Annotated in this window: 19 protein-coding genes, 1 tRNA gene, 4 rRNA genes, 1 other RNA gene and 1 other annotated feature; of the genes, 5 read left to right on the top strand and 20 right to left on the bottom strand. The window is 46.3% G+C overall.

Going from position 1 to position 23,387, the window contains the following annotated elements:
• Positions 1 to 5 precede the first annotated feature (5 nt).
• The 13 genes from tmk to tadA all read right to left on the bottom strand — a co-directional run bounded on the left by tmk (position 6) and on the right by tadA (position 12,573).
• Positions 6 to 647: a dTMP kinase gene (gene tmk, locus QNH15_RS00170; protein WP_283891775.1), complete on the bottom strand. Its 642-nt coding sequence runs from the start codon at positions 645 to 647 to the stop codon at positions 6 to 8.
• Entirely contained in the window at positions 644 to 2,086 is a 1,443-nt protein-coding gene (locus tag QNH15_RS00165) for an aminotransferase class I/II-fold pyridoxal phosphate-dependent enzyme (RefSeq protein WP_283891774.1), read from the bottom strand. The genes tmk and QNH15_RS00165 overlap by 4 nt, the downstream gene beginning before the upstream one ends.
• A gap of 106 nt (positions 2,087 to 2,192) precedes the next feature.
• Positions 2,193 to 2,390 (bottom strand): sigma factor G inhibitor Gin, encoded by a 198-nt coding sequence (locus QNH15_RS00160; RefSeq protein WP_283891773.1) that lies wholly within the window; start codon positions 2,388 to 2,390, stop codon positions 2,193 to 2,195.
• Between the two features lie 546 nt (positions 2,391 to 2,936).
• Positions 2,937 to 3,052 (bottom strand): 5S ribosomal RNA (gene rrf, locus QNH15_RS00155).
• 311 nt (positions 3,053 to 3,363) lie between these two features.
• A 23S ribosomal RNA gene (locus tag QNH15_RS00150) occupies positions 3,364 to 6,302 on the bottom strand.
• A 218-nt stretch (positions 6,303 to 6,520) separates the two neighbouring features.
• Positions 6,521 to 8,068: ribosomal RNA gene (locus tag QNH15_RS00145) — 16S ribosomal RNA — on the bottom strand.
• The 16S, 23S and 5S rRNA genes sit together here, the layout of an rRNA operon.
• A gap of 315 nt (positions 8,069 to 8,383) precedes the next feature.
• Positions 8,384 to 8,650, bottom strand: coding sequence for a pro-sigmaK processing inhibitor BofA family protein (locus QNH15_RS00140; protein ID WP_061976037.1), 267 nt, complete (start codon positions 8,648 to 8,650; stop codon positions 8,384 to 8,386).
• A 68-nt stretch (positions 8,651 to 8,718) separates the two neighbouring features.
• Positions 8,719 to 8,943, bottom strand: a complete 225-nt coding sequence (locus QNH15_RS00135) for a YaaL family protein (RefSeq protein ID WP_061976035.1) — start codon at positions 8,941 to 8,943, stop codon at positions 8,719 to 8,721.
• A gap of 19 nt (positions 8,944 to 8,962) precedes the next feature.
• A complete protein-coding gene (gene recR / locus QNH15_RS00130; protein ID WP_283891770.1) occupies positions 8,963 to 9,559 on the bottom strand; it encodes a recombination mediator RecR in 597 nt (198 codons plus the stop codon).
• An 11-nt stretch (positions 9,560 to 9,570) separates the two neighbouring features.
• Entirely contained in the window at positions 9,571 to 9,894 is a 324-nt protein-coding gene (locus tag QNH15_RS00125) for a YbaB/EbfC family nucleoid-associated protein (RefSeq protein ID WP_061976031.1), read from the bottom strand.
• A gap of 20 nt (positions 9,895 to 9,914) precedes the next feature.
• A complete protein-coding gene (gene dnaX / locus QNH15_RS00120) occupies positions 9,915 to 11,600 on the bottom strand; it encodes a DNA polymerase III subunit gamma/tau (RefSeq protein ID WP_283891768.1) in 1,686 nt (561 codons plus the stop codon).
• A 115-nt stretch (positions 11,601 to 11,715) separates the two neighbouring features.
• Positions 11,716 to 11,981: signal recognition particle sRNA large type (ffs, locus tag QNH15_RS00115), an RNA gene on the bottom strand.
• Positions 11,982 to 12,075: 94 nt separating this feature from the next.
• Positions 12,076 to 12,573 (bottom strand): tRNA adenosine(34) deaminase TadA, encoded by a 498-nt coding sequence (gene tadA, locus QNH15_RS00110; protein WP_283891766.1) that lies wholly within the window; start codon positions 12,571 to 12,573, stop codon positions 12,076 to 12,078.
• A 115-nt stretch (positions 12,574 to 12,688) separates the two neighbouring features.
• On the opposite strand from tadA, the gene QNH15_RS00105 reads away from it, so the two are divergent.
• The 3 genes from QNH15_RS00105 (at position 12,689) to QNH15_RS00095 (ending at position 14,726) form a co-directional block, all read left to right on the top strand.
• Positions 12,689 to 13,291: a cysteine hydrolase family protein gene (locus QNH15_RS00105; RefSeq protein ID WP_283891764.1), complete on the top strand. Its 603-nt coding sequence runs from the start codon at positions 12,689 to 12,691 to the stop codon at positions 13,289 to 13,291.
• Positions 13,292 to 13,419: 128 nt separating this feature from the next.
• Positions 13,420 to 14,061, top strand: coding sequence for a deoxynucleoside kinase (locus QNH15_RS00100; protein ID WP_283891762.1), 642 nt, complete (start codon positions 13,420 to 13,422; stop codon positions 14,059 to 14,061).
• A complete protein-coding gene (locus tag QNH15_RS00095) occupies positions 14,058 to 14,726 on the top strand; it encodes a deoxynucleoside kinase (RefSeq protein WP_061976021.1) in 669 nt (222 codons plus the stop codon). Before QNH15_RS00100 ends, QNH15_RS00095 begins: the two co-directional genes overlap by 4 nt.
• 96 nt (positions 14,727 to 14,822) lie before the next feature.
• Here the strand turns inward: QNH15_RS00095 and QNH15_RS00090 are convergent.
• Positions 14,823 to 14,915 (bottom strand) — tRNA-Ser (locus tag QNH15_RS00090).
• Between the two features lie 121 nt (positions 14,916 to 15,036).
• On the opposite strand from QNH15_RS00090, the gene QNH15_RS00085 reads away from it, so the two are divergent.
• The gene (locus QNH15_RS00085) at positions 15,037 to 15,336 is read left to right on the top strand and encodes a hypothetical protein (RefSeq protein ID WP_283891760.1); all 300 of its coding nucleotides are present in this window, start codon (positions 15,037 to 15,039) and stop codon (positions 15,334 to 15,336) included.
• Between the two features lie 26 nt (positions 15,337 to 15,362).
• On the opposite strand, the gene serS is transcribed toward QNH15_RS00085, so the two are convergent.
• The 5 genes from serS to guaB all read right to left on the bottom strand — a co-directional run bounded on the left by serS (position 15,363) and on the right by guaB (position 21,696).
• Positions 15,363 to 16,637 carry a serine--tRNA ligase gene (serS, locus tag QNH15_RS00080; RefSeq protein WP_283891758.1) on the bottom strand — a complete coding sequence of 425 codons (1,275 nt, stop codon included), beginning with the start codon at positions 16,635 to 16,637 and terminating at the stop codon, positions 15,363 to 15,365.
• 262 nt (positions 16,638 to 16,899) lie between these two features.
• Positions 16,900 to 17,114: a binding site (T-box leader), on the bottom strand.
• A gap of 39 nt (positions 17,115 to 17,153) precedes the next feature.
• Positions 17,154 to 17,738 (bottom strand): pyridoxal 5'-phosphate synthase glutaminase subunit PdxT, encoded by a 585-nt coding sequence (pdxT, locus tag QNH15_RS00075; protein ID WP_283891757.1) that lies wholly within the window; start codon positions 17,736 to 17,738, stop codon positions 17,154 to 17,156.
• Positions 17,739 to 17,756: 18 nt separating this feature from the next.
• Positions 17,757 to 18,641, bottom strand: coding sequence for a pyridoxal 5'-phosphate synthase lyase subunit PdxS (gene pdxS / locus QNH15_RS00070; RefSeq protein WP_061976015.1), 885 nt, complete (start codon positions 18,639 to 18,641; stop codon positions 17,757 to 17,759).
• A gap of 145 nt (positions 18,642 to 18,786) precedes the next feature.
• Complete coding sequence (locus tag QNH15_RS00065) at positions 18,787 to 20,079, bottom strand: serine hydrolase (RefSeq protein WP_430667152.1); 1,293 nt, start codon at positions 20,077 to 20,079, stop codon at positions 18,787 to 18,789.
• A gap of 159 nt (positions 20,080 to 20,238) precedes the next feature.
• Positions 20,239 to 21,696, bottom strand: a complete 1,458-nt coding sequence (guaB, locus tag QNH15_RS00060) for an IMP dehydrogenase (protein WP_283891749.1) — start codon at positions 21,694 to 21,696, stop codon at positions 20,239 to 20,241.
• 131 nt (positions 21,697 to 21,827) lie between these two features.
• Here guaB and QNH15_RS00055 point away from each other — a divergent pair, with 131 nt between their 5' ends.
• Positions 21,828 to 22,799 (top strand): YaaC family protein, encoded by a 972-nt coding sequence (locus QNH15_RS00055; RefSeq protein WP_283891747.1) that lies wholly within the window; start codon positions 21,828 to 21,830, stop codon positions 22,797 to 22,799.
• 330 nt (positions 22,800 to 23,129) lie between these two features.
• Here QNH15_RS00055 and rrf (QNH15_RS00050) read toward each other — a convergent pair.
• Positions 23,130 to 23,245: ribosomal RNA gene (rrf, locus tag QNH15_RS00050) — 5S ribosomal RNA — on the bottom strand.
• Positions 23,246 to 23,387: the final 142 nt, after the last annotated feature.

The following is a 23,387-nucleotide window of genomic DNA, read 5'->3' as shown; positions in this document are numbered from 1 at the left end:
TTGTATTATTTATATCGGTTCGCTAGAAGCAATTTAATATCCTTTATGATTTCATCAAAAACTTCGTCTACAGTCTGATTTCCATCGACAAGCAGGAAACGCTCCCTGTTTTCTTCATAAATCTTTTGAAAACCGGATCGGACCCGTTCATGGTAATCAAGCTCTTTCTGCTCAATACGGTCAAGCCCTTCCCCTGAGTAACGGCTTACCATGCGCTGTCTCCCGATCTCGGGTGCGACATCAATAAGATAGCTGCGGTCCGGCTTTAATCCCCCTGTTGCAAATCGGTTGATGCGGGTCACATCCTCTACAGGAATACCGAGGCCATACGCCTGATAAGCGACGGAAGCGTCCACAAACCGGTCGCACAGAACCAATTTTCCTTCCTGAAGTGCGGGGACGATTTTTTCCTTTACATGCTGTGCACGCGATGCGGCGTACAGCAGTACCTCCGTTTCATCAGCCATCTCCGGATGGGCCGGATCCAGGATTAATGACCGGATTCTATCGCTTACCGCGGTTCCCCCCGGTTCCCGGGTTAAAATAAAGGGAATGGAATTTCCCTGTAAAAACTCCGCCAACTTTTTGATTTGAGTGGATTTGCCTGAGCCATCAGGTCCTTCAATGGTTATAAATAATCCGTTCACAAGCACTCTTCCTTCTGTTCTGCAAATACGTATATTTTATGTTCCTGTCCTCCATGAAACCTTGCACCCTGGCTGGACAAGTACTGATATTCTTTAATCATAGCTTCTGTGATCCGTTCCCCTTTGGCAATCAAAGGAATGCCTGGCGGGTACGGAATAATCGCTTCTGCCGCAATAAAACCTGCTGCCTCTTCAAGAAACACAAACTTGGTCTCCATTTGCGCCAATTCCTTGTAACTCTTTTCAAGAGCACTAATCTCAGCCGACCGGACGGTTACCGGAGTTTGTCGAAATTGTTCCTTGTGAAACATTTCTTCCGAAAGAGCATCCTGTATCGTTTGAATGATTGTCGTTGAATCCTGAAGCTCTTTCAATGGTAGAACAAACAATACATTGAAGGGATCAGCAAGTTCAGTGTAAATTCCCTTTCTCTCAAATATATGCTGTAGTTCATATCCCGATAATCCCATCGTACTCTGTACCGTAACTTTCAATGGATCCACTCTGCATCCTGGTGAAGCTTCCAGCACATGAAGTCCAGAAAGCTCAGTTAAGGAGCGGCGAAAATGATCTGCATTCTGCCTGATTTTTTTAAAATCACCAGTAGAAAGATTTGCGGTATACGCTCTGGCCAGATCAAGAGAGGCCATAATGGGATAGGAAGGTGAACTTGACTGAAGGGCTTGTAAGTAATGTTTTACCCTTTTTTCGTCGATTCGAAAACTGTTGGAGTGCAGGTACGCGCCCATTGTCATCGCCGGCAGGGTCTTATGAGCCGAATGCACAACCATATCCGCTCCAGCGCTTATCGAACCATCCGGAAAGTATTCACTGTGCCCCAAATGAGCACCATGCGCCTCATCCACCAGCACAACCAGATCTTTATGATGCATATACTCAACGATTTCAGTCAGATCAGGAATCATACCATAGTAGTTTGGAGAAGTGAGAAGGATTCCTTTGGCATCTGGATACTTGTCCAGTGCCTTTTTTATGCCTGCAAAGGAAATACCTGTCGCAAATTGCCCCGCCGGGTCTACTTCAGGAGATAAAAAAACAGGCTTCAATCCAGCCAGCTCAAGCCCGTTTAACACGGACTTATGGCAATTCCGCTGAATGAAGACAACATCCCCTTCCTTAAAAACCGAAAACAGCATGACTAGATTTCCTGCGGTACTCCCACCAACAAGGAAGTAACTGTGCTTCACGCTGTAAAAAGAAGCGGTCAGCTGCTGTGCCTCATGGATCGCTTCTGTCGGTTCATGAAGATCATCCAGTCCCGACAGTTCTGTCACATCAAAGGGAAGCACAGATGAAAACGCCTCGGTCAGCTGAAATCCTACAGTCCCGTTCTTGTGGCCTGGTACGTGAAAAGACCATTTTGTATGTTCACGATGCCGCACAAGGGCATCGTACAATGGTGTTTGTTGTTGTCGCATCCTGTTTATTCCTTTGGTCATTAAATGTTTTGCTTAGCTTTATTTTAGCATAACTTCATATCCTCTGCTTTACGTCCAAAGAGAAAACAGGCCGTTGGCGGCCTGTTTAGACAGAGGATTTTACCAGTTTCAGTTTTCGTAATTGATTCAGATAGTGTTTATAATACTCGTCATTGGTCTCGGCAGAAACTATTTTTTCTTCGCAATCCATACAAATGTACTGATGTAAAATGTGAATGCCTGTTTGCTTCCTTTCTTCGCAAACTAAGCACAGTTCCCCTGCTTGCTCTTTTGATGATTCCATTGTTTATCCACCTCCGTTACTCCCATTCTTCCCAGGGCGAAGCTTCTCTATACTCTCGTACCTTACTAAACTCGTTTTTTCTTCTTGGGCTCTAGTTCAATGTATGTAACCCGGAATTTGTTCGTGTCTGTCTCCGAAAATTAAAGCCTTTTTCAGGTTTTATGCTGATTCTTTTTTCTGATGGTGGGTGTGGATTTGAGGTTTTGGATAAGGAAAGGTTTGGACAAGTCAGGGCTCTCTGAGATAAGTTTTTGGTTTTTTTGAAAAGGAAAGGACTAATTAGGGGTTTTTTGGTGAGGGCGAAGCCAGGATTCGGGTTGATCCAGGACTTTGGAGACTGGTTTTGTTCCCCTCTAGGCGGCGTTACTTGCGGTTCGACATGATTTAGTTGCGGGTTGGCCTCTCTTACTTGCGATTCGACATGATTTAGTTGCGGTGATCGGGAATTTAGTTGCGGTTCGACACGATTTACTTGCATATCACGCCATTTTCATCTTTCGACAAAACAAAAAAGCACCGCTGATTTCTCAACAGTGCTTCATTTTTGCCCGGCAACGTCCTACTCTTACAGGGGGAAGCCCCCAACTACCATCGGCGCTGAAGAGCTTAACTTCCGTGTTCGGTATGGGAACGGGTGTGACCTCTTCGCTATTGCCACCAGACATATATCGGTTTGTGATCAACGGCGATTTTCTTCGTCAGCTTCACTCCTCCTCTTCCTCATGTACGGTAAAGTACACTCCGGAGAGTCGTCGTTTTGCTTCCTCGAATCTCTTGTCGCTGACAAACCTTTTGTTTTTGAGGCATATTCCCTCAAAACTAGATAACTTCATCCAAACTTACTGATAACGTCCAGCTTCATGAACCATATCCTCGAGGTCGTTTCGTCCCTTCCGACGAACACCAAAACCGTGTTCTTGTCAGGGTCTCCAACGCTTGTCGGATATAAGCGGTTCATTCCGCTTTTGTTTTTAAGGATAAGCCCTCGACCGATTAGTATCTGTCAGCTCCACGTGTCACCACGCTTCCACACCAGACCTATCAACCTCATCATCTCTAAGGGGTCTTACTCACTTGACGTGATGGGAAATCTCATCTTGAGGGGGGCTTCATGCTTAGATGCTTTCAGCACTTATCCCGTCCACACGTAGCTACCCAGCTATGCCCCTGGCGGAACAACTGGTACACCAGCGGTGTGTCCATCCCGGTCCTCTCGTACTAAGGACAGCTCCTCTCAAATTTCCTGCGCCCGCGACGGATAGGGACCGAACTGTCTCACGACGTTCTGAACCCAGCTCGCGTACCGCTTTAATGGGCGAACAGCCCAACCCTTGGGACCTACTTCAGCCCCAGGATGCGATGAGCCGACATCGAGGTGCCAAACCTCCCCGTCGATGTGGACTCTTGGGGGAGATAAGCCTGTTATCCCCAGGGTAGCTTTTATCCGTTGAGCGATGGCCCTTCCATGCGGAACCACCGGATCACTAAGCCCGACTTTCGTCCCTGCTCGACTTGTAGGTCTCGCAGTCAAGCTCCCTTGTGCCTTTACACTCTGCGAATGATTTCCAACCATTCTGAGGGAACCTTTGGGCGCCTCCGTTACGATTTAGGAGGCGACCGCCCCAGTCAAACTGCCCACCTGACACTGTCTCCGAACCGGATCACGGTTCCAGGTTAGAATTTCAATACAGTCAGGGTAGTATCCCACCGACGCCTCCATCGAAGCTGGCGCTCCGACTTCTCAGGCTCCTACCTATCCTGTACAAACTGTACCAAAATCCAATATCAAGCTGCAGTAAAGCTCCATGGGGTCTTTCCGTCCTGTCGCGGGTAACCTGCATCTTCACAGGTACTATAATTTCACCGGGTCTCTCGTTGAGACAGTATCCAAATCGTTACACCTTTCGTGCGGGTCGGAACTTACCCGACAAGGAATTTCGCTACCTTAGGACCGTTATAGTTACGGCCGCCGTTTACTGGGGCTTCAATTCAGAGCTTCTCCCCTAAGGGATAACCCCTCCTCTTAACCTTCCAGCACCGGGCAGGTGTCAGCCCCTATACTTCGCCTTGCGGCTTCGCAGAGACCTGTGTTTTTGCTAAACAGTCGCTTGGATCTATTCACTGCGGCTCTCTCGGGCGATAAACCCTACCAGAGCACCCCTTCTCCCGAAGTTACGGGGTCATTTTGCCGAGTTCCTTAACGAGAGTTCTCCCGATCATCTTAGGATTCTCTCCTCGCCTACCTGTGTCGGTTTGCGGTACGGGCACCTCTTTCCTCACTAGAGGCTTTTCTTGGCAGTGTAGGATCAGGGACTTCGGTACTGTAATTTCCCTCGCCGTCACAGCTCAGCCTTCACGATTGCGGGATTTGCCTCACAATCAGCCTAACTGCTTAGACGCGCATTTCCATTCGCGCGCTCTCCCTACCTTCCTGCGTCCCCCCGTCGTTCAAACGGAAAGGAGGTGGTACAGGAATTTCAACCTGTTGGCCATCGCCTACGCCTTTCGGCCTCGGCTTAGGTCCCGACTAACCCTGAGCGGACGAGCCTTCCTCAGGAAACCTTAGGCTTTCGATGGACAAGATTCTCACTTGTCTTTCGCTACTCATACCGGCATTCTCACTTCAAAGCGCTCCACCAGTCCTTCCGGTCTGACTTCACCGCACTTCGAACGCTCCCCTACCACTGTACCTGACGGTACAATCCATAGCTTCGGTGATACGTTTAGCCCCGGTACATTTTCGGCGCAGAGTCACTCGACCAGTGAGCTATTACGCACTCTTTAAATGGTGGCTGCTTCTAAGCCAACATCCTGGTTGTCTGGGCAACTCCACATCCTTTCCCACTTAACGTATACTTTGGGACCTTAGCTGATGGTCTGGGCTGTTTCCCTCTTGACTACGGATCTTATCACTCGCAGTCTGACTCCCGCGGATAAGTCTCTGGCATTCGGAGTTTGACTGAATTCGGTAACCCTGTGGGGGCCCCTAGTCCAATCAGTGCTCTACCTCCAGGACTCTAGCCGCGAGGCTAGCCCTAAAGCTATTTCGGGGAGAACCAGCTATCTCCGTGTTCGATTGGCATTTCACCCCTACCCACACCTCATCCCCGCACTTTTCAACGTGCGTGGGTTCGGGCCTCCATTCAGTGTTACCTGAACTTCACCCTGGACATGGGTAGATCACACGGTTTCGGGTCTACGACAACGTACTATGGCGCCCTATTCAGACTCGCTTTCGCTGCGGCTCCGCCTTCTCGGCTTAACCTTGCACGTTATCGTAACTCGCCGGTTCATTCTACAAAAGGCACGCTGTCACCCGTTAATGGGCTCCAACTACTTGTAGGCACACGGTTTCAGGATCTCTTTCACTCCCCTTCCGGGGTGCTTTTCACCTTTCCCTCACGGTACTGGTTCACTATCGGTCACTAGGGAGTATTTAGCCTTGGGAGATGGTCCTCCCGGATTCCGACGGGGTTTCACGTGTCCCGCCGTACTCAGGATCCACTCAGGAGGGAACGAAGTTTCAACTACAGGGCTGTTACCTTCTTTGGCCGGCCTTTCCAGACCGCTTCATCTACCCCGTTCCTTTGTAACTCCATGTAGAGTGTCCTACAACCCCAGAGGGCAAGCCCTCTGGTTTGGGCTGTTTCCGTTTCGCTCGCCGCTACTCAGGAAATCGCATTTGCTTTCTCTTCCTCCGGGTACTTAGATGTTTCAGTTCCCCGGGTCTGCCTTCTCATATCCTATGTATTCAGATATGGATACCATCCCATTACGGATGGTGGGTTCCCCCATTCGGAAATCCCCGGATCAATGCTTACTTACAGCTCCCCGAGGCATATCGGTGTTCGTCCCGTCCTTCTTCGGCTCCTAGTGCCAAGGCATCCACCGTGCGCCCTTTCTAGCTTAACCTTTAACACGATCGTAAGATCGTTAAAAATAGTACTAAATCAGCGCACAACTAATGAATTAGTTGGCTTGTTTGGATGTTTCGTTATCTAGTTTTCAAGGAACATGGCCACAACAAATGTGTAACCTTATTATGAATTGAAAGAAACGATGTTCTTTCAAAACCAAACAAAAGCTCAGAGTAAGATTCATGAGGCACCTGAGTGCTCATGTCTCCATAGAAAGGAGGTGATCCAGCCGCACCTTCCGATACGGCTACCTTGTTACGACTTCACCCCAATCATCTGTCCCACCTTCGGCGGCTGGCTCCAAAAGGTTACCCCACCGACTTCGGGTGTTACAAACTCTCGTGGTGTGACGGGCGGTGTGTACAAGGCCCGGGAACGTATTCACCGCGGCATGCTGATCCGCGATTACTAGCAATTCCGGCTTCATGTAGGCGAGTTGCAGCCTACAATCCGAACTGAGAGTGGCTTTTTGGGATTGGCTCGGCCTCGCGGCTTCGCAACCCTTTGTACCACCCATTGTAGCACGTGTGTAGCCCAGGTCATAAGGGGCATGATGATTTGACGTCATCCCCACCTTCCTCCGGTTTGTCACCGGCAGTCACCTTAGAGTGCCCAACTGAATGCTGGCAACTAAGGTCAAGGGTTGCGCTCGTTGCGGGACTTAACCCAACATCTCACGACACGAGCTGACGACAACCATGCACCACCTGTCACTCTGTCCCCCGAAGGGGAAAGCTTGATCTCTCAAGTGGTCAGAGGATGTCAAGACCTGGTAAGGTTCTTCGCGTTGCTTCGAATTAAACCACATGCTCCACTGCTTGTGCGGGCCCCCGTCAATTCCTTTGAGTTTCAGCCTTGCGGCCGTACTCCCCAGGCGGAGTGCTTAATGTGTTAACGTCAGCACTGAGGGTGGAACCCCCCAACACCTAGCACTCATCGTTTACGGCGTGGACTACCAGGGTATCTAATCCTGTTTGCTCCCCACGCTTTCGCGCCTCAGCGTCAGTTACAGGCCAAAAAGCCGCCTTCGCCACTGGTGTTCCTCCACATCTCTACGCATTTCACCGCTACACGTGGAATTCCACTTTTCTCTCCTGCACTCAAGTCTCCCAGTTTCCAATGACCCTCCACGGTTGAGCCGTGGGCTTTCACATCAGACTTAAAAGACCGCCTGCGCGCGCTTTACGCCCAATAATTCCGGATAACGCTTGCCACCTACGTATTACCGCGGCTGCTGGCACGTAGTTAGCCGTGGCTTTCTGGTCAGGTACCGTCAAGGTACCGGCAGTTACTCCGGTACTTGTTCTTCTCTGACAACAGAGCTTTACGACCCGAAGGCCTTCATCGCTCACGCGGCGTTGCTCGGTCAGACTTTCGTCCATTGCCGAAGATTCCCTACTGCTGCCTCCCGTAGGAGTCTGGGCCGTGTCTCAGTCCCAGTGTGGCCGATCACCCTCTCAGGTCGGCTACGCATCGTCGCCTTGGTGAGCCGTTACCTCACCAACTAGCTAATGCGCCGCGGGCCCATCTGTAAGCGTCAGCCGAAACCGACTTTCAAAAAAGAAGCAGGCGCTTCTCGTTATCATCCGGTATTAGCTCCGGTTTCCCGGAGTTATCCCCGTCTTACAGGCAGGTTACCCACGTGTTACTCACCCGTCCGCCGCTAAATCAGAGGAGCAAGCTCCTCGTCATTCGCTCGACTTGCATGTATTAGGCACGCCGCCAGCGTTCATCCTGAGCCAGGATCAAACTCTCCAATAAAGTGTTTGATATAGCTCTTAAAGTTTAAAAATAAGAAATTGATGGGATTGTAAAATCCCTGACTTACTCTGGCTTTTGTTTGGTTTTCAAAGAACATTTGTTTGCGTCGCTTGTTTTGGCGACTTTATTATTATATCACTTAGCTGCCCATCAAGTCAACACTTTTTTTAAAAAGTTTTTCTTGGCTACTTGCCAAATCAGCAAGCAAAGAAGCAGCTCAATTAATATACCACGGTAGCTAATGGTTGGCAAGAGTTTTTATCAAAATAAAAAAAGAATCCTCTTTTGCCGAACAAAAGCTCAGCAGGAAGAGGATCAGCCCACAATAAAATACTGTATAGCTGCCAGTGAAGCAAGCCCGGGCAGACCGAGCAAACCGGAAATAAAGACAGTGGCCGCATTGATCGGTACGTGGATATCGTAGGAGGCCCCTGCGGTGTTCAAAAAGAACAGCAGCAAAGCTCCAATCGACAGGCGTATCAGCAGCTGTCCTGTCCACCTTAGCGGCTTTAACGGAGCTCCGATCAATAGTAACAGCAAGATTGCACTTCCTATAATGGAAATGACCATAACAGGTTGCATACTCATCCTCCCTACCCTTCATATATAGCTAATGTATGGAGGATGTCCCAAAAAAAGAACAGGAAGGCCTATTTCAGCCTCCCTGTTGTGACTTTTCTAATTTTCGCTTCCTTTAGCAGGAACAAATATTTGGCTTCTGCCAGCTTCAATTCACACAAAACCTGATCCGAAGGCTCGACGCTTCGTTCCACCATGGCTTTCTGATTGGCCCAGACAGTCTTGATTTGCTGAAGGGATTCTAAAAGACGTTGATCTCCTTCTTTTCGCAAACGCCCTTTTCGGGAGAAGAACATACGGTATGTCTCCTTTTAATTATATTTCACGTCTGCCTTCCATGGCTTTGGAAAGTGTCACTTCATCGGCATATTCCAAATCCCCGCCTACAGGGAGTCCATGAGCAATCCGCGTAACCTTAATGCCGGTCGGCTTTAACAGCCGGGCAATATACATAGCTGTAGCTTCACCTTCAATATTGGGATCCGTCGCCAAGATGATTTCCTGAATATTGTCATCGGCCAGCCGTTTTAAAAGTTCCGCAATTTTGATGTCTTCCGGTCCAATCCCTTCAATTGGGGAAATGGAACCGTGCAGCACATGGTAGAGGCCCCGGAAGTCCTTCATTTTTTCCATGGCGATAACATCCTTGGAATCATGCACCACACAGATGGTGGTATGATCCCTGCTGGAATCGTCACAGATCATGCACGGATCACGGTCTGTAATATGAAAGCAATTGGAACAATACATTAAGTTCCTTTTGGCGTTCACAAGGGCCCGGCCAAAATCGAGCACATCATCTTCACGCATGTCTAATACGAAAAATGCCAGACGGACCGCTGTTTTGGGTCCGATTCCTGGCAATTTCATAAAGCTGTCTATCAGCTTTGATATCGGCTCTGGGTAATGCATATGTTAGCCCCCTAGAATAATCCCGGTATGTTCAGCCCTTTAGTGAATTTGCCCATATCTTGTGATACAAGCTCATCTACTTTTTTAAGTGCTTCGTTGGTAGCAGCAAGCACAAGGTCTTGAAGCATTTCAATATCTTCAGGATCTACGACTTCCTCTTTAATGTTAACTTCCAGAATTTCTTTATGTCCGTTAGCAATCACGGTAACCATACCGCCGCCAGCAGTGCCTTCCGCTTTTTTATCCTTAAGGTCCTCCTGGGCTTTTGCCATTTCCTTTTGCATCTTCTGCATTTGTTTCATCATATTGTTCATGTTTCCGCCGCCACGCATCATAAATATCTTCCTCCTAAGGTTTATTCTTTTATTTCAATTAATTCTTCTCCAAAGAGCTTTTTGGCTTCTGCAATTAGTGGATCTTCCGCTTCCGCCTCGCCCTGTCCTCCATCGCTCCGATGCTGCTGCTGAATGAACTCTTTTTTCACGGTCTCCCATTCAGGCTGGAGGATGGTTAGCATGGTTAGGGACTTCCCTATTGTACTATATATTACGTTTTCCACACAGCTGCGAATGTTGTCGGACGACGCCATTTGGCTGTGAATTTCATGTTGGAAGGAGAGAAGCACATCTTTGTCTGAGCATGCAACCGGTTCTGCACCAGATAAAAGAGCAAAGACGCTTACTTTTTCCGCCTTGATCTTCTCCATGATGGTTCCCCAGTTGTTTTTCACCTGGACCAAATTCGGCTTGGCCGCTTTTTTCAGCATCTCTTTCACTCGGCCGGTATTTGTTCCGCTTCCTTTTCCCGATGTCCTGAATGTTTTCTTTTCCTGGACAGGCGGGGCATCAGATGAGGAAGGTGCAAGTGCCACACCTTTTTCCTTCAGTATTCGGACTTCATGCTCGAGGTCTTCTATTTTCTTAAACAAGTCCTGGCTCGCTCCTGCTGTTTCCTGCCGTTCTTCCTGGCAGATTTTGATCAGGGAAAGCTCCAGAAAAATCTTAGGATGATTGGTCCACTTCATTTCCTGCTGTGACTGATTCAACAGCTCGATTACTTTGTAAATCCACGTACGGTCCGTTTCCTCTGCAAGTTCTTTGAATTCATCATCCACTTTTACCCGGTCCAGTATTTCTTCAAGATTCGGAGCCGTCTGGTATAAAAGCATGTCACGGTAGTAATAAATGAGATCGGTAAGGAAGCGTACAGGATCCTTCCCCTCCGACATAAGCCGGCCTGCCACATTCAAAGCTTTCGCTACGTCCTTCTCCTTAAAGGCTTTGGCCACCTGTGATAAAAAGCCTTGCGAAACGGCTCCGGTGACCGCGAGCACATCCTCGACTTTCACTTCATCCTCGCTGTAGGAAATCGCCTGATCGAGCAGACTTAACGCATCCCGCATTCCCCCTTCAGCAGCCCTGGCAAGAAGGTGGAGGGCATCATCATCCGGTATGATGCTGTTGGAATCCAGTATGGTCTTCATTCGGTTAACGATGGAATCACTGGAGATCCGCTTGAAGTCAAACCGCTGGCAACGCGAAATAATAGTAAGTGGAATTTTATGTGGTTCTGTTGTAGCAAGAATAAAAATAACATGGGGTGGAGGCTCTTCCAATGTTTTAAGCAGGGCGTTGAACGCTCCAGTTGAAAGCATATGAACCTCATCTATAATATAGACCTTATAACGGACAACCGATGGTGCAAATTTCACTTTATCCCGTATATCCCGTATGTCGTCGACTCCTGTATTGGAAGCCGCATCGATTTCCAGTACATCGGAAATGGACCCGTTTGTAATTCCCATACAGTGATCGCATTCATTGCAAGGTTCTGCTGTTGGTGCATGAACACAGTTTACAGCCTTAGCAATAATCTTCGCCGCACTTGTTTTCCCCGTTCCCCGTGGCCCTGAAAACAGATAGGCATGGGAAAGCTTGTCCTGGACAAGTGCGTTCTGGATTGTCTTGGTGATATGTTCCTGTCCGACCACATCATGAAAGGACTGAGGCCGCCAGACACGGTAAAGCGCTTGATAGCTCATCCCATGCCCTCCTTCATTCATGTTTAAAAATAAGTTCTCTATCCTCTATTATACTGAAAATCAGCAAAAAACTCACCCCATAAGGAGTGAGTTATTGTTTTAAGTATATAAAATGCCGCGCACCTCTCTTTGGAATAGCCAACCTACGCGTTACCCAGGCAGTTAGCTCGATCCAGGCTGCCCCGCGGCACACGAAGATGACCACTTACTGCTGCTTCCTTCCGGACCTGACAGGGTTCATGGGTCCCCGTTGCGCAGGACCCGAATGTCAACACCACTTACGTGGGTCAGGCCGTACGTTGGACTAACCGAGGAGAGGAATTCAGCCTCGCTACAGCGGATTGCGAGTACAGGGCACCGCTACCTCCCCGCCTAGCGCGACAAAGTGTATAACATTGTTAGGCACATATCAAATGTGCAAGATTAAGTATACAACGGCAGCGTTAAAAAATCAACCCGGACCAGATATTTACAATTATTGGCGGTCCTGCAACTTCTTCTGTTCTTTGTTCCGTTTTCTGAGCCCCCGAAAGAAAGCGGAAAGCATCTCGCTGCATTCCTCACCACGAACCCCTGCCGCAACCTCGCATTGATGATTAAACCGTTCTTCCTCCAGAAGGTTCATCAATGTGCCGGCACAGCCGCCTTTGGGGTCTGATGCACCATAGACCACCCGGTCGACTCTTGAGAGGACAAGCGCTCCCGCACACATGGCGCACGGCTCAAGGGTAACGTAAAGCGTACTGCCCGAAAGTCTCCAGGCCTCAAGCTTGCGGCACGCCTGATCGATCGCCAGCAGTTCTGCATGAGCAACGGCACGGTGTTCAGTCTCGCGGCGGTTAAAGGCTGCAGCAATCACCTCATCATCCTTCACCAGAACGGCACCGATTGGCACTTCACCTATTTCTTCAGCCTTCTTGGCTTCTTTAAGGGCCAGTGACATATAATACTCGTCTTTTTCTTGTTGAAGCATTGTTTTCAGACTCCATCTTTGTATTTGATGTGATTATACAAAAGGTTTTGCTAATAATAAAGAAAGGAATAGATATGAGTACCTGAGAGTGACTTTAAAAAGGAGTGAGTTTTCTTTGTCCTCATCACCATCTTATCCCCCTGTAGCTCTGTTAATCATAGATGTGATCAATGATTTTGATTTCCCTGAGGGAGAGATGCTCATTGAGCAATCCCTTCCTATCGCCCCTCATATCGCCAACTTGAAAAAAAGGGCTAAGGAAAAAGGAATTCCCGTGATTTATGTTAATGATAATTTCGGTAAATGGCAATCCGATAAACATAAACTTGTGGATTATTGCCTCGGAGAAAGAGGGAAAGAATTTGTGGAGCAGCTTACACCGGAAGAAGATGATTTTTTCATTATCAAACCAATGCACTCCGCTTTCTTTTCAACTCCTTTATCCACCCTTTTGCATGACATGAAAATCACAAGCTTGATCATGACAGGCGTCGCCGGAAATATTTGCGTGCTCTTCTCTGCCAATGATGCCTTCATGCGCGATTTTACTCTTTATATACCGGAAGATTGTTCCGCATCCAATATTGCCGAAGATAATGAACGTGCTATTTTGCTTATGAAAAACACACTTAGCGCCGATATAACCAAGGAGAATGAATTGGACCTGGAAAAGATCATAAAAGAAGCGGAAGAAAACAAAAAACGAACGATGTTTTGATAACCTGCCCCAGGATGTTTTGACAAACATCCTCATAAATGATTTAGTTCTATTCCCTCCGCTCTTCATATGCTACAATATCTTCTGTCTGTTATTTTTTTGTAAGTGAAGTTAGGGAGGAACGCAGCATGAATTCTACCCCTTTTATTGCAGTTGAAGGGCCGATTGGTGTTGGAAAGACATCATTAGCAAAAGCCATCTCAGAACACTACAGGTTTAAGCTGTTAAAAGAGATTGTAGAAGAGAACCCGTTTTTGGGAAAGTTTTATGAAAACATTGATGAGTGGAGCTTCCAGACAGAAATGTTTTTTCTCTGCAACCGCTACAAGCAGCTTGAGGATATACAGAAACTTTATCTAAACCAAAACATCCCGGTTGTGGCTGATTACCATATTTTTAAGAACCGAATTTTTGCCGAACGGACGCTTACAGGCAGAAATTACGAAAAATACATGCAAATATTTGATATCTTAACCGAAGACATGCCGGTTCCGAACATGATCATCTACTTGAATGCTGGACTGGAAACGTTGCTTGAACGCATTGAGCTTCGCGGCCGAAATATTGAAAAGCAAATGGATCCCGCTTATCTCATGCAGCTGGTTTCCGACTATGAACTGTTCATGACTGCTTTTCAAAAGGAACATCCTGAGATCCCTGTCCTCACCTTTAACGGAGATGATCTGGATTTTATTGCAAACAGCAGTGACAAAGAGCGCATCTTTGCCGAAATAGAAACCACCCTGCATAAAGGAGAATTAAGCAGATGAATTTAGCACAGAAATACAACATTCCTTTAGATGCTGTGATTACGGTGGCAGGTACAGTGGGCGCCGGTAAATCCACACTGACTTCTGCACTGGCTGAAGCTTTAAACTTCAGAACATCGATGGAGAAGGTAGACAACAATCCGTACCTCGACAAATTTTACAAGGACTTTGAACGATGGAGCTTCCATCTTCAGATTTTCTTTTTGGCCGAGCGTTTCAAGGAACAAAAACGAATGTTTGAATATGGCGGCGGTTTTGTACAGGACCGCTCGATTTATGAAGATACCGGTATTTTTGCAAAAATGCACGCTGACAAGGGAACCATGTCAAAAATGGACTATGATACGTATACACGGTTGTTCGAGGCCATGGTAATGACTCCATACTTCCCTCATCCGGATGTGCTGATCCATCTGGAAGGGCCGCTGGAAGATATCCTCGAGCGGATCAAACACCGCGGACGCCAAATGGAACAGGATACCCCGGTCGACTACTGGATTGAAATGTATGAGCGATATGAACAATGGATATCCAACTTTAATATCTGTCCTGTTCTTCGTGTGAACATCAATGATTATGATCTTATTCAGGACCCGTCATCCATTGAGCAAATTGTCGCCAAGATTGCACAGAAGATCGAAACCAAACGAGAAGTACGTCTATAATAAAATCCTCCCCAGGATGCTTGGGGAGGATTTTTTCTTTCTTATAAATGAAAGCAATAAAAAACACCTGCGCGAGGCAGGTGTGTTCATTATGTATGGAGGAGGTAGAGGGATTCGAACCCCCGCGAGCTGTTACACCCCTGTCGGTTTTCAAGACCGGTCCCTTCAGCCAGACTTGGGTATACCTCCGTGTTCAATTCTACTGACAAAAAATATATTACCATGTGACTACCTATAAAGTCAACCGCTTTTTACAAAAATATTCCCTTATTCATTCTATGCATTCCATCGGCAAAAAAGACACGGTATATTGAATAAAAAGGGGGATGAAGACATAAAGAAACTTCGGATTGCTGTTTTATTACTGCTGATTAGTCTTGCCTACCTGCTGTACCGCCTCGGGCAGGAAACACTATACCTGTCCCGCTTTTCAGTGCATGCTGATAATCCTGTGTCTCTGCACTGGAACAGAATCAGCCTGGATACTCAATTGGTAAAAGGTGACCCCGGCTCCATCTATGAAATCTGGATGACTCCTGTATATGGGTTGATTCTTATTGTCCTTATCCTCACCATCTTGTCCTTTAAAAAAGAGAAAAAGGGAGATTGAGTTCTCCCTTCCTCTGTTCAAGCTTATTATTGGATGATTTCCTTGTTCCCCATGTAAGGACGCAACACTTCCGGAATCACAATGCTTCCGTCTTCCTGCTGATAATTTTCCAAAATTGCAGCAACGGTTCGGCCGATCGCAAGTCCGGATCCATTTAACGTATGAACGTATTCCGGTTTTCCTTTGGCTTCACGACGGAAGCGGATTTGTGCTCTTCTCGCCTGGAAGGCTTCAAAATTGGAACAAGAAGAAATTTCACGGTACGTTCCATAGCTCGGAATCCATACTTCAATGTCGTACTTCTTCGCTGCCGTGAATCCTAAGTCAGCCGTACACATGCTGAGCACCCGGTAAGGAAGCTTCAGGAGCTGAAGAATTTTTTCAGCATGACCTGTAAGCTTTTCGAGTTCTTCATAAGAATCCTCCGGTTTAACAAAGCGTACAAGCTCAACCTTATTAAACTGATGCTGGCGGATCAGGCCGCGTGTGTCTCTTCCTGCAGAACCTGCTTCAGAACGAAAGCACGCGCTGTAGGCCACATAACCTTTTGGCAATTCCTCAGCTGTTAAAATCTCGTTGCGGTGCAAGTTTGTTACAGGGACTTCCGCTGTAGGAATTAAAAAGTAATCTTCTTCACGAATTTTAAACGCATCTTCTTCAAACTTAGGAAGCTGCCCGGTACCTGTCATGCTTTCCCGGTTTACCATATATGGCGGTAAAATCTCCGTATAACCATGGTGGTCTTCATGATAATCCATCATCATGTTGATCAAAGCACGTTCCAGGCGCGCCCCCGCTCCCTTATAAAAAGCAAAACGGCTGCCGGTTACTTTGGCTGCTCTTTCAAAGTCTACAATATCAAGGTCCGTTGCCAAGTCCCAATGTGCCTTAGGTTCAAAGGAAAATTCTTTAATATCTCCCCAATGGCGGACCGGCACGTTATCATCCTCTGTTTCACCAACAGGTACGCTCTCATGTGGAAGATTTGGCAAAGTCAGCATGATGTGATTCAAATCTTCTTCAGTCGTGCGGAGCTCCTCATCAATTGCTTTGATCCTGTCGCCCACTTCACGCATCTCTTTAATCAGATGATCCGCATCCTTCTTTTCACGCTTAAATTCCGCTACCTGTTTGGATACTTCATTCCGCTTGGACTTCAGCGTCTCCGTTTCACCAATCAACTGACGGCGGCGTTCATCCAACTCGAGAAAACGGTCAAGACCGGATAAATCTTCTCCACGTTTGCTTAGTTTTTCTTTTACTTCATCAAAATTCGCTCGTACAAATTTCAAATCCAGCATGTTTTTATCCTCCTTTATTTCACCTTTACACAACAACCAATGTTCCATCCAAAAGTACAATCCACTATATACCGAAAACCAAAGCCGTTATTCCCCCATAGCCGAACAAGAAGCAAGGAGTTCGAGGCGCCGCTGATTCCGAGGACCGGAGTTTAGTTACCCCTAAATGAGGATCCGAGGAATCAAGGCAACGAAGAAATCCGATGCTTATTGTTCGGCGTACAAAATTAAAAAACTCCCGTCCCTACACTACAATAAAGTAGAAAGGGACGAGAGTTAACCCGCGTTGCCACCCTGGTTGCAGGCGATCGCCTGCCGCTCGGCATTGATAACGGACAATGTGGACCGTGAAAGCCTACGTAACATTTCAGCTTTCCACTCAAGGATGGATTCGCAACTGATTTTGATCGGTTTTCACCAGCCACCGACTCTCTGGTCAAAAATCATGTTGCTACTGATTCCTGTCTTCGATTTAACAAATAATGTTTGTATAGTAATGTACAACAATTTCTTTTTTTATGCAATGACTTTTTTCGTTTCATCCACCATCTGCACAAAAAATTGATGCAGGCGATAGTCATCCGTTAGCTCCGGATGAAAGGCTGCACAAAGGAAATGTCCCTGTCTGGCACCTACAATGCGGTCATTGTGAACGGAAAGAACTTCAACGTCTTCACCAACATTCACAATGTAAGGAGCACGGATAAATACTCCATTTACGTCCTCACCCACACCTTTGATTTCAAGCTCTGCTTCAAAGCTTTCTTTTTGGCGGCCGAATGCATTGCGTTCAACCGTCATATCAATCAGCTCGAGGTGGGCGGTATCTTGTCCCTGAATGGTTTTCGCCATCAGGATGAGACCTGCACATGTGCCAAAAACCGGTTTTTCCTTTGCAAATGCTTTGAGTGGTTCAAGAAATTCATATTTATCGATTAAACGCCTCATGGCCGTGCTTTCTCCACCCGGGATAATCAGGCCATCAAGGTCGTTCAGCTCATCAATTCGCTTTACACTTACTGCTTCTGCGCCGCTTTCCTGTAAAGCTTTAATATGTTCCCTTACAGCGCCTTGCAGAGCAAGTACACCTATCTTAGTCATTTATGCAGCGTTCCCTTCTTACCAGCCTCGCTCCTGCATACGGTCTCCAGGAAGAAGCGTGGAGATGTCAATTCCTTTCATTGCTGTTCCAAGTCCTTTGGACAATTCTGCAATCAGCTCATAATCTCTGTAATGAGTAGTTGCTTCTACAATCGCACGGGCAAACTTTTCGGGGTTTGCTGATTTGAAGATTCCTGATCCAACAAACACACCGTCAGCTCCAAGCTCCATCATTAATGCGGCATCCGCTGGTGTAGCTACACCGCCGGCTGCAAAGTTAACGACTGGAAGACGGCCGTCTTTTTTGATTTGAAGAAGAATTTCATAAGGTGCTCCAAGGTTTTTCGCCTCTGTCATCAATTCATCTTCACTCATTGCAGATACTTTGCGGATCTGGCCTTGAATCATGCGCATGTGGCGAACCGCTTCAACAATGTTGCCTGTTCCTGGCTCACCTTTCGTACGAAGCATGGATGCTCCTTCACCAATACGGCGGGATGCTTCTCCAAGGTCACGTGCCCCACATACAAATGGAACGGTAAAATCACGTTTGTTTAAGTGGAACACTTCGTCGGCAGGAGTCAGTACTTCACTTTCATCCAGGTAGTCTACTCCCATGGATTCAAGAACACGAGCTTCGACAATGTGGCCGATTCTTGCTTTCGCCATAACGGGGATACTTACTGCATTGAGTACTTCCTCTACGATGGTAGGGTCAGCCATGCGAGCCACTCCGCCTGCTGCGCGAATATCAGCCGGCACACGCTCAAGCGCCATAACGGCTACTGCACCGGAAGCTTCAGCAATTTTGGCTTGCTCTGCATTGATGACATCCATGATGACTCCGCCTTTTTGCATTTCAGCCATTCCGCGTTTTACACGATCTGTACCTGTTTTCAACATGCTACATATCCCCCTATTTATTAACTCAAATCTGAGTTTTTGTAATAATCAAATTCACACTTATTTTAACGTAAAACCGATAAAATTCATAGGGTTTAAAAAAATACTCTCCAAAAGCAATGCTTTCGAAGAGTATGATATGACATTAGAACCAGCCTTTTACCGTATCCATTGCAGAATTCCAGACACCGCCAAAGAAATGACCCGTGCTTCTCATGGACAGTACAAACCAATTGGCTTTTTCGACGGCTTTGGTTGTTACCACACTGGCTTGTCCTTTGCCGGATCCATCATTGAGCAAATAGCCCTGATCCTTTTCTTTACCTGTATACTTCAGCTCGATGTGTCCGATCGCTTCACCTTTCTTAAGAGGGGCTTTCAATTTCCCGTCTTTATCGAGATGTTTTTTGTCGATCACAAGTACAGGCTTGTAGTTTTCTTTTTCACCGTTTTTCACCAGCATGGTTACCGGTTCTTTTGTTTTAATTCCTACTTCTTTACCCTTGCCTTGAATAACAGGAAGGGTTTTTTTGTTTTTGAGCTCGTAGCCCTTAGGCAATAATGTTTCTTTAGAATAATTTTCAAATCCATAACTCAGCAGCTTTTTCGTTTCGTCAAAACGGCCTTTGTAGCTGTCTGATTTCATTAAAACAGAGATAAGTCTTGTTCCATCGCGTTTAGCAGTAGCAGCAAAGGCATAACCGGCGCTGTCAGTGGTACCTGTCTTAAGACCATCTACACCTTTATATCCGTAAACAAGTTCCGGAAGCATCCAGTTCCAGTTTTTCATAAGGATTTTGTCATCGGTATTTGGACGGAACCATTTAGTAGGAATACTTGCGATATCCAGAACTTCCGGATAATCATTGATCAGCTTGTACGCAAGAATACCAACGGATTTTGCGGACATTTTATTCTCATCTGTTTTGCTTCCAACAGAATCAAATCCTTGCAGGTCATTGTTATTCAAACCTGTACAGTTAACAAAACGGGCATCCTTGATTCCCATTTCCTTGGCTTTGTCATTCATCATTTTAACAAACTTTTCTTCAGACCCGCCGACTAACTCTGCAAGCGCAATGGATGCACCGTTGGCAGAATAGATCGCCATCGCTTCGTAAAGTTCTTTTACCGAATATTTATAGTCACTGCGTAATGGGACATTTGATAGTGAACGGTTTTGAGAAATTTTATGGGCATATGTACTGATGGCAGTTTTTTGATCCCACTTAATTTTACCTTTTTTAATTGCTTCATTTACCAGGTATTCTGTCATCATTTTTGACATACTGGCAGGCGGCAATACTTGCTCGGCTTTCTTTTGATATAAAACCTTTCCTGTATCTCCATCAACTAAAATCGCGGTCTCTGAACTGGATTTAAGCACAGGAGCAGCACTTGCTTTATCTGAATATCCAAACATACTGGCTGATAACATCGAAACCAAAACAGCAGAAAACGTAATACCTTTAATTTTGTTGCCGAACAACACTGACACCTCCATACAATTTACACACAAACGTAATTGTACCATAGCAATATACAAAAAAATAGACAGAGGAATAACCTCTGTCCACTTTTTTTCAAAAATCTATCTTTAGACCGAATAATTTGGTGCTTCTTTGGTAATCTGCACCTGGTGAGGATGACTCTCACGAAGCCCGGCACCTGTAATTCGAACGAATTTGGAATTGTTTTGAAGTTCTTCGATGGTTGGTGTTCCGCAATATCCCATACCGGAACGAATACCGCCGATTAGCTGGAACAATGTATCAGCCAGCGGTCCTTTGTAAGGTACGCGTCCTTCAATGCCTTCCGGAACAAGTTTTTGGTTATTTTCCTGGAAATATCGGTCACGGCTTCCTTGTTCCATGGCGCCGATAGACCCCATTCCCCGGTATACCTTAAACTGACGTCCCTGATAAATCTCACGCTCTCCCGGGCTTTCTGATACACCGGCAAGCATGCTGCCCAGCATAACGGCATGTCCTCCAGTAGCCAAAGCTTTTACGATGTCACCGGAATATTTAATGCCGCCGTCCGCAATGACAGGTATCCCGTGCTTGCGGGCTTCTGTCGCACAATCATAAACAGCTGTAATCTGTGGAACGCCAACTCCTGCCACAACGCGTGTAGTACAGATGGACCCAGGACCAATACCTACTTTAACCACACTTGCGCCTGCTTCAATAAGATCCCTTGTCGCTTCGGCAGTAGCCACATTACCGGCAATAATCGTAAGGTCCGGGTATTTGGCACGAACTTCCCGGACTTTAGTCAGTACGCCTTCAGAATGGCCATGAGCGGTATCAATAACGATAGCATCCACGCCAGCTTCCACAAGCTTGTCGATACGAACCATCGCATCCTTCGTCACACCTACTGCTGCACCAGCCAGCAAACGTCCCTGGCTGTCTTTTGCAGAGTTCGGAAACTCAATCACTTTCTCAATATCTTTTATGGTAATTAATCCTTGAAGAGTTCCTTCATCATCAACCAATGGAAGCTTTTCAATCTTATGCTTTTGAAGCAATTGTTCCGCTTCTTTAAGCGTTGTTCCAACAGGTGCGGTAACAAGGTTCTCTTTTGTCATGACATCTGAAATCTGGATGGAGTAATCTTCAATAAAGCGAAGATCACGGTTAGTGAGAATGCCGACTAATTTTTTGTCGCCGTCGACAATGGGTACACCGCTAATTCTGTATTTCCCCATAAGGTGCTCAGCATCAAATACTTGATGGTCAGGAGTCAGGTAAAAAGGATCTGTGATAACCCCACTCTCAGAACGCTTGACCCTGTCCACTTGTTCCGCTTGCTGTTCAATTGACATGTTTTTATGGATAATACCCAACCCGCCCTGGCGTGCCATGGCAATTGCCAATTCAGCTTCTGTTACGGTATCCATTCCTGCACTAATAATCGGTACATTTAGTTGTACAGAGTCAGAAAGACGTGTTTTTAAAGAGACATCCTTTGGCAGTACTGAGGACTTTGACGGAACCAACAGTACATCATCAAACGTTAATCCTTCTTTCTCAAACTTGCTCTCCCACATGTATACTCCACCCTTCTCATCAATTTTCTTCCTGTAAAATATTATTTGTAGATTAACAACTGGATAAACTACTGTCAAGGAAGGAACAATAAGTCTAACTTTTCAAAAAATAACAGGAGAGGTGCACACTCATGTCAACTCATAATATTTGGTCTATGTACAGCAGCTTCCTCTCTTCAAGCAGGGCTCAAAAATATCTTTATTCTTGTTACTTCAGCAAAGGGATTGAGCAGGCAGAAAGCAAAAGTTACCAGAACTGTTACCCCTTTATCTATTTTCTCGAACACGGAAAAAAATATTATGATCTCGCGGGCACAGCTCCTACAGAGCTGCAGCCTGTTCTTTTGTTCTATGGTATGATCCAGCTGCTTAAAGCCTGCATCCTGACGGTCGATCCCGGCTATCCGGAAAATAGCTCCGTGCTTGCCCATGGGGTGACGACAAGGAAACGGAAAAAGAAGTATTATGAATTCCTTCACGATGAAGTAAGAATCCAAAGAAGCGGCCTTTTTAATCACTTTTCTACTGAATTGTTTCATGTGAAACATGCTGAAGGAGAAAAGCTGAAAATGAACGATATTATGCCTCTTATTCCTGAATTAAGAGATCTGTTTTGGCATGTGCAAAATGAATCGGTAAATGTAGCCGTCTGCAGAAAGGACCAGGAACTGATGATTCCAGTTGAGGTCCTTGACGGTCTGTACATGAATACGGAAAGGTTCCTCCTTTTCCTGAATGAAAATCCAGCCATTACGTATCAGTTATTAAAAGAAACAAAGGAACACATCATTGTACACTCATCCAAGGAGCTGCATCCTCTTGAGTGCGAGCCATTCAGTTACCATAGTAACGGCCAATATTACTTGTATGGCAGCAGGCGGGAAATGAAGGAAATGAATGAATGTATGATTCATTACGCGGTACTCTACAACCTGAGTATGTTGTGCCGCTATGAAACCGAATGGTGGAGTGACATCTTCCACTCCTACACGACCAATGATCTCCCTTTTATTAAAGAGTTTCTCGCCGTTACACAGTACAAAGTGCCTTATCTGCTGGGTGAGTATTTGCGCAGGAAGGATTTACAGGGAGAGGGCTATTGATTTTTAGAAAACCAATTAGAGGCTTTTGATTCAGTACGTAGTCTTTTGAAAGGGAAAAGGACTAATAAGGGGTTTTTTGATGCGGATGAAGATGAAACGGGAATTGATTCAGGATTTTGGAGACTGGTTTTGTTCCCTCGCTGTCGCGTTAGTTGCGGTTCGACATGATTTAGTTGCGGTAAGGGCTCCATTACTTGCGGTTCGACAGAGAATACTCGCGGTACGGCTCCCATTACTTGCGGTTCGACAAGAAATACTTGCGTATCCCGTCATTTTCATCTTTCGACAAAACAAAAAAGCACCGCTGAATGTTCAGCAGTGCTTTCATTTGCCCGGCAACGTCCTACTCTTACAGGGGGAAGCCCCCAACTACCATCGGCGCTGAAGAGCTTAACTTCCGTGTTCGGTATGGGAACGGGTGTGACCTCTTCGCTATTGCCACCAGACATATATCGGTTTGTGATCAACGGCGATTTTCTTCGTCAGCTTCACTCCTCCTCTTCCTCATGTACGGTAAGTACACTCCGGAGAGTCGTCGTTTTGCTTCCTCGAATCTCTTGTCGCTGACAAACCTTTTGTTTTTGAGGC

It is taken from the genome of Fictibacillus enclensis (genome assembly GCF_030123385.1).
In the GTDB taxonomy this organism is placed as follows: Bacteria; Bacillota; Bacilli; order Bacillales; family Fictibacillaceae; genus Fictibacillus_C; species Fictibacillus_C enclensis.
The sequence above is the reverse complement of the archived record's forward strand: the minus strand, read 5'-3'. Positions and strand labels throughout refer to the sequence as shown.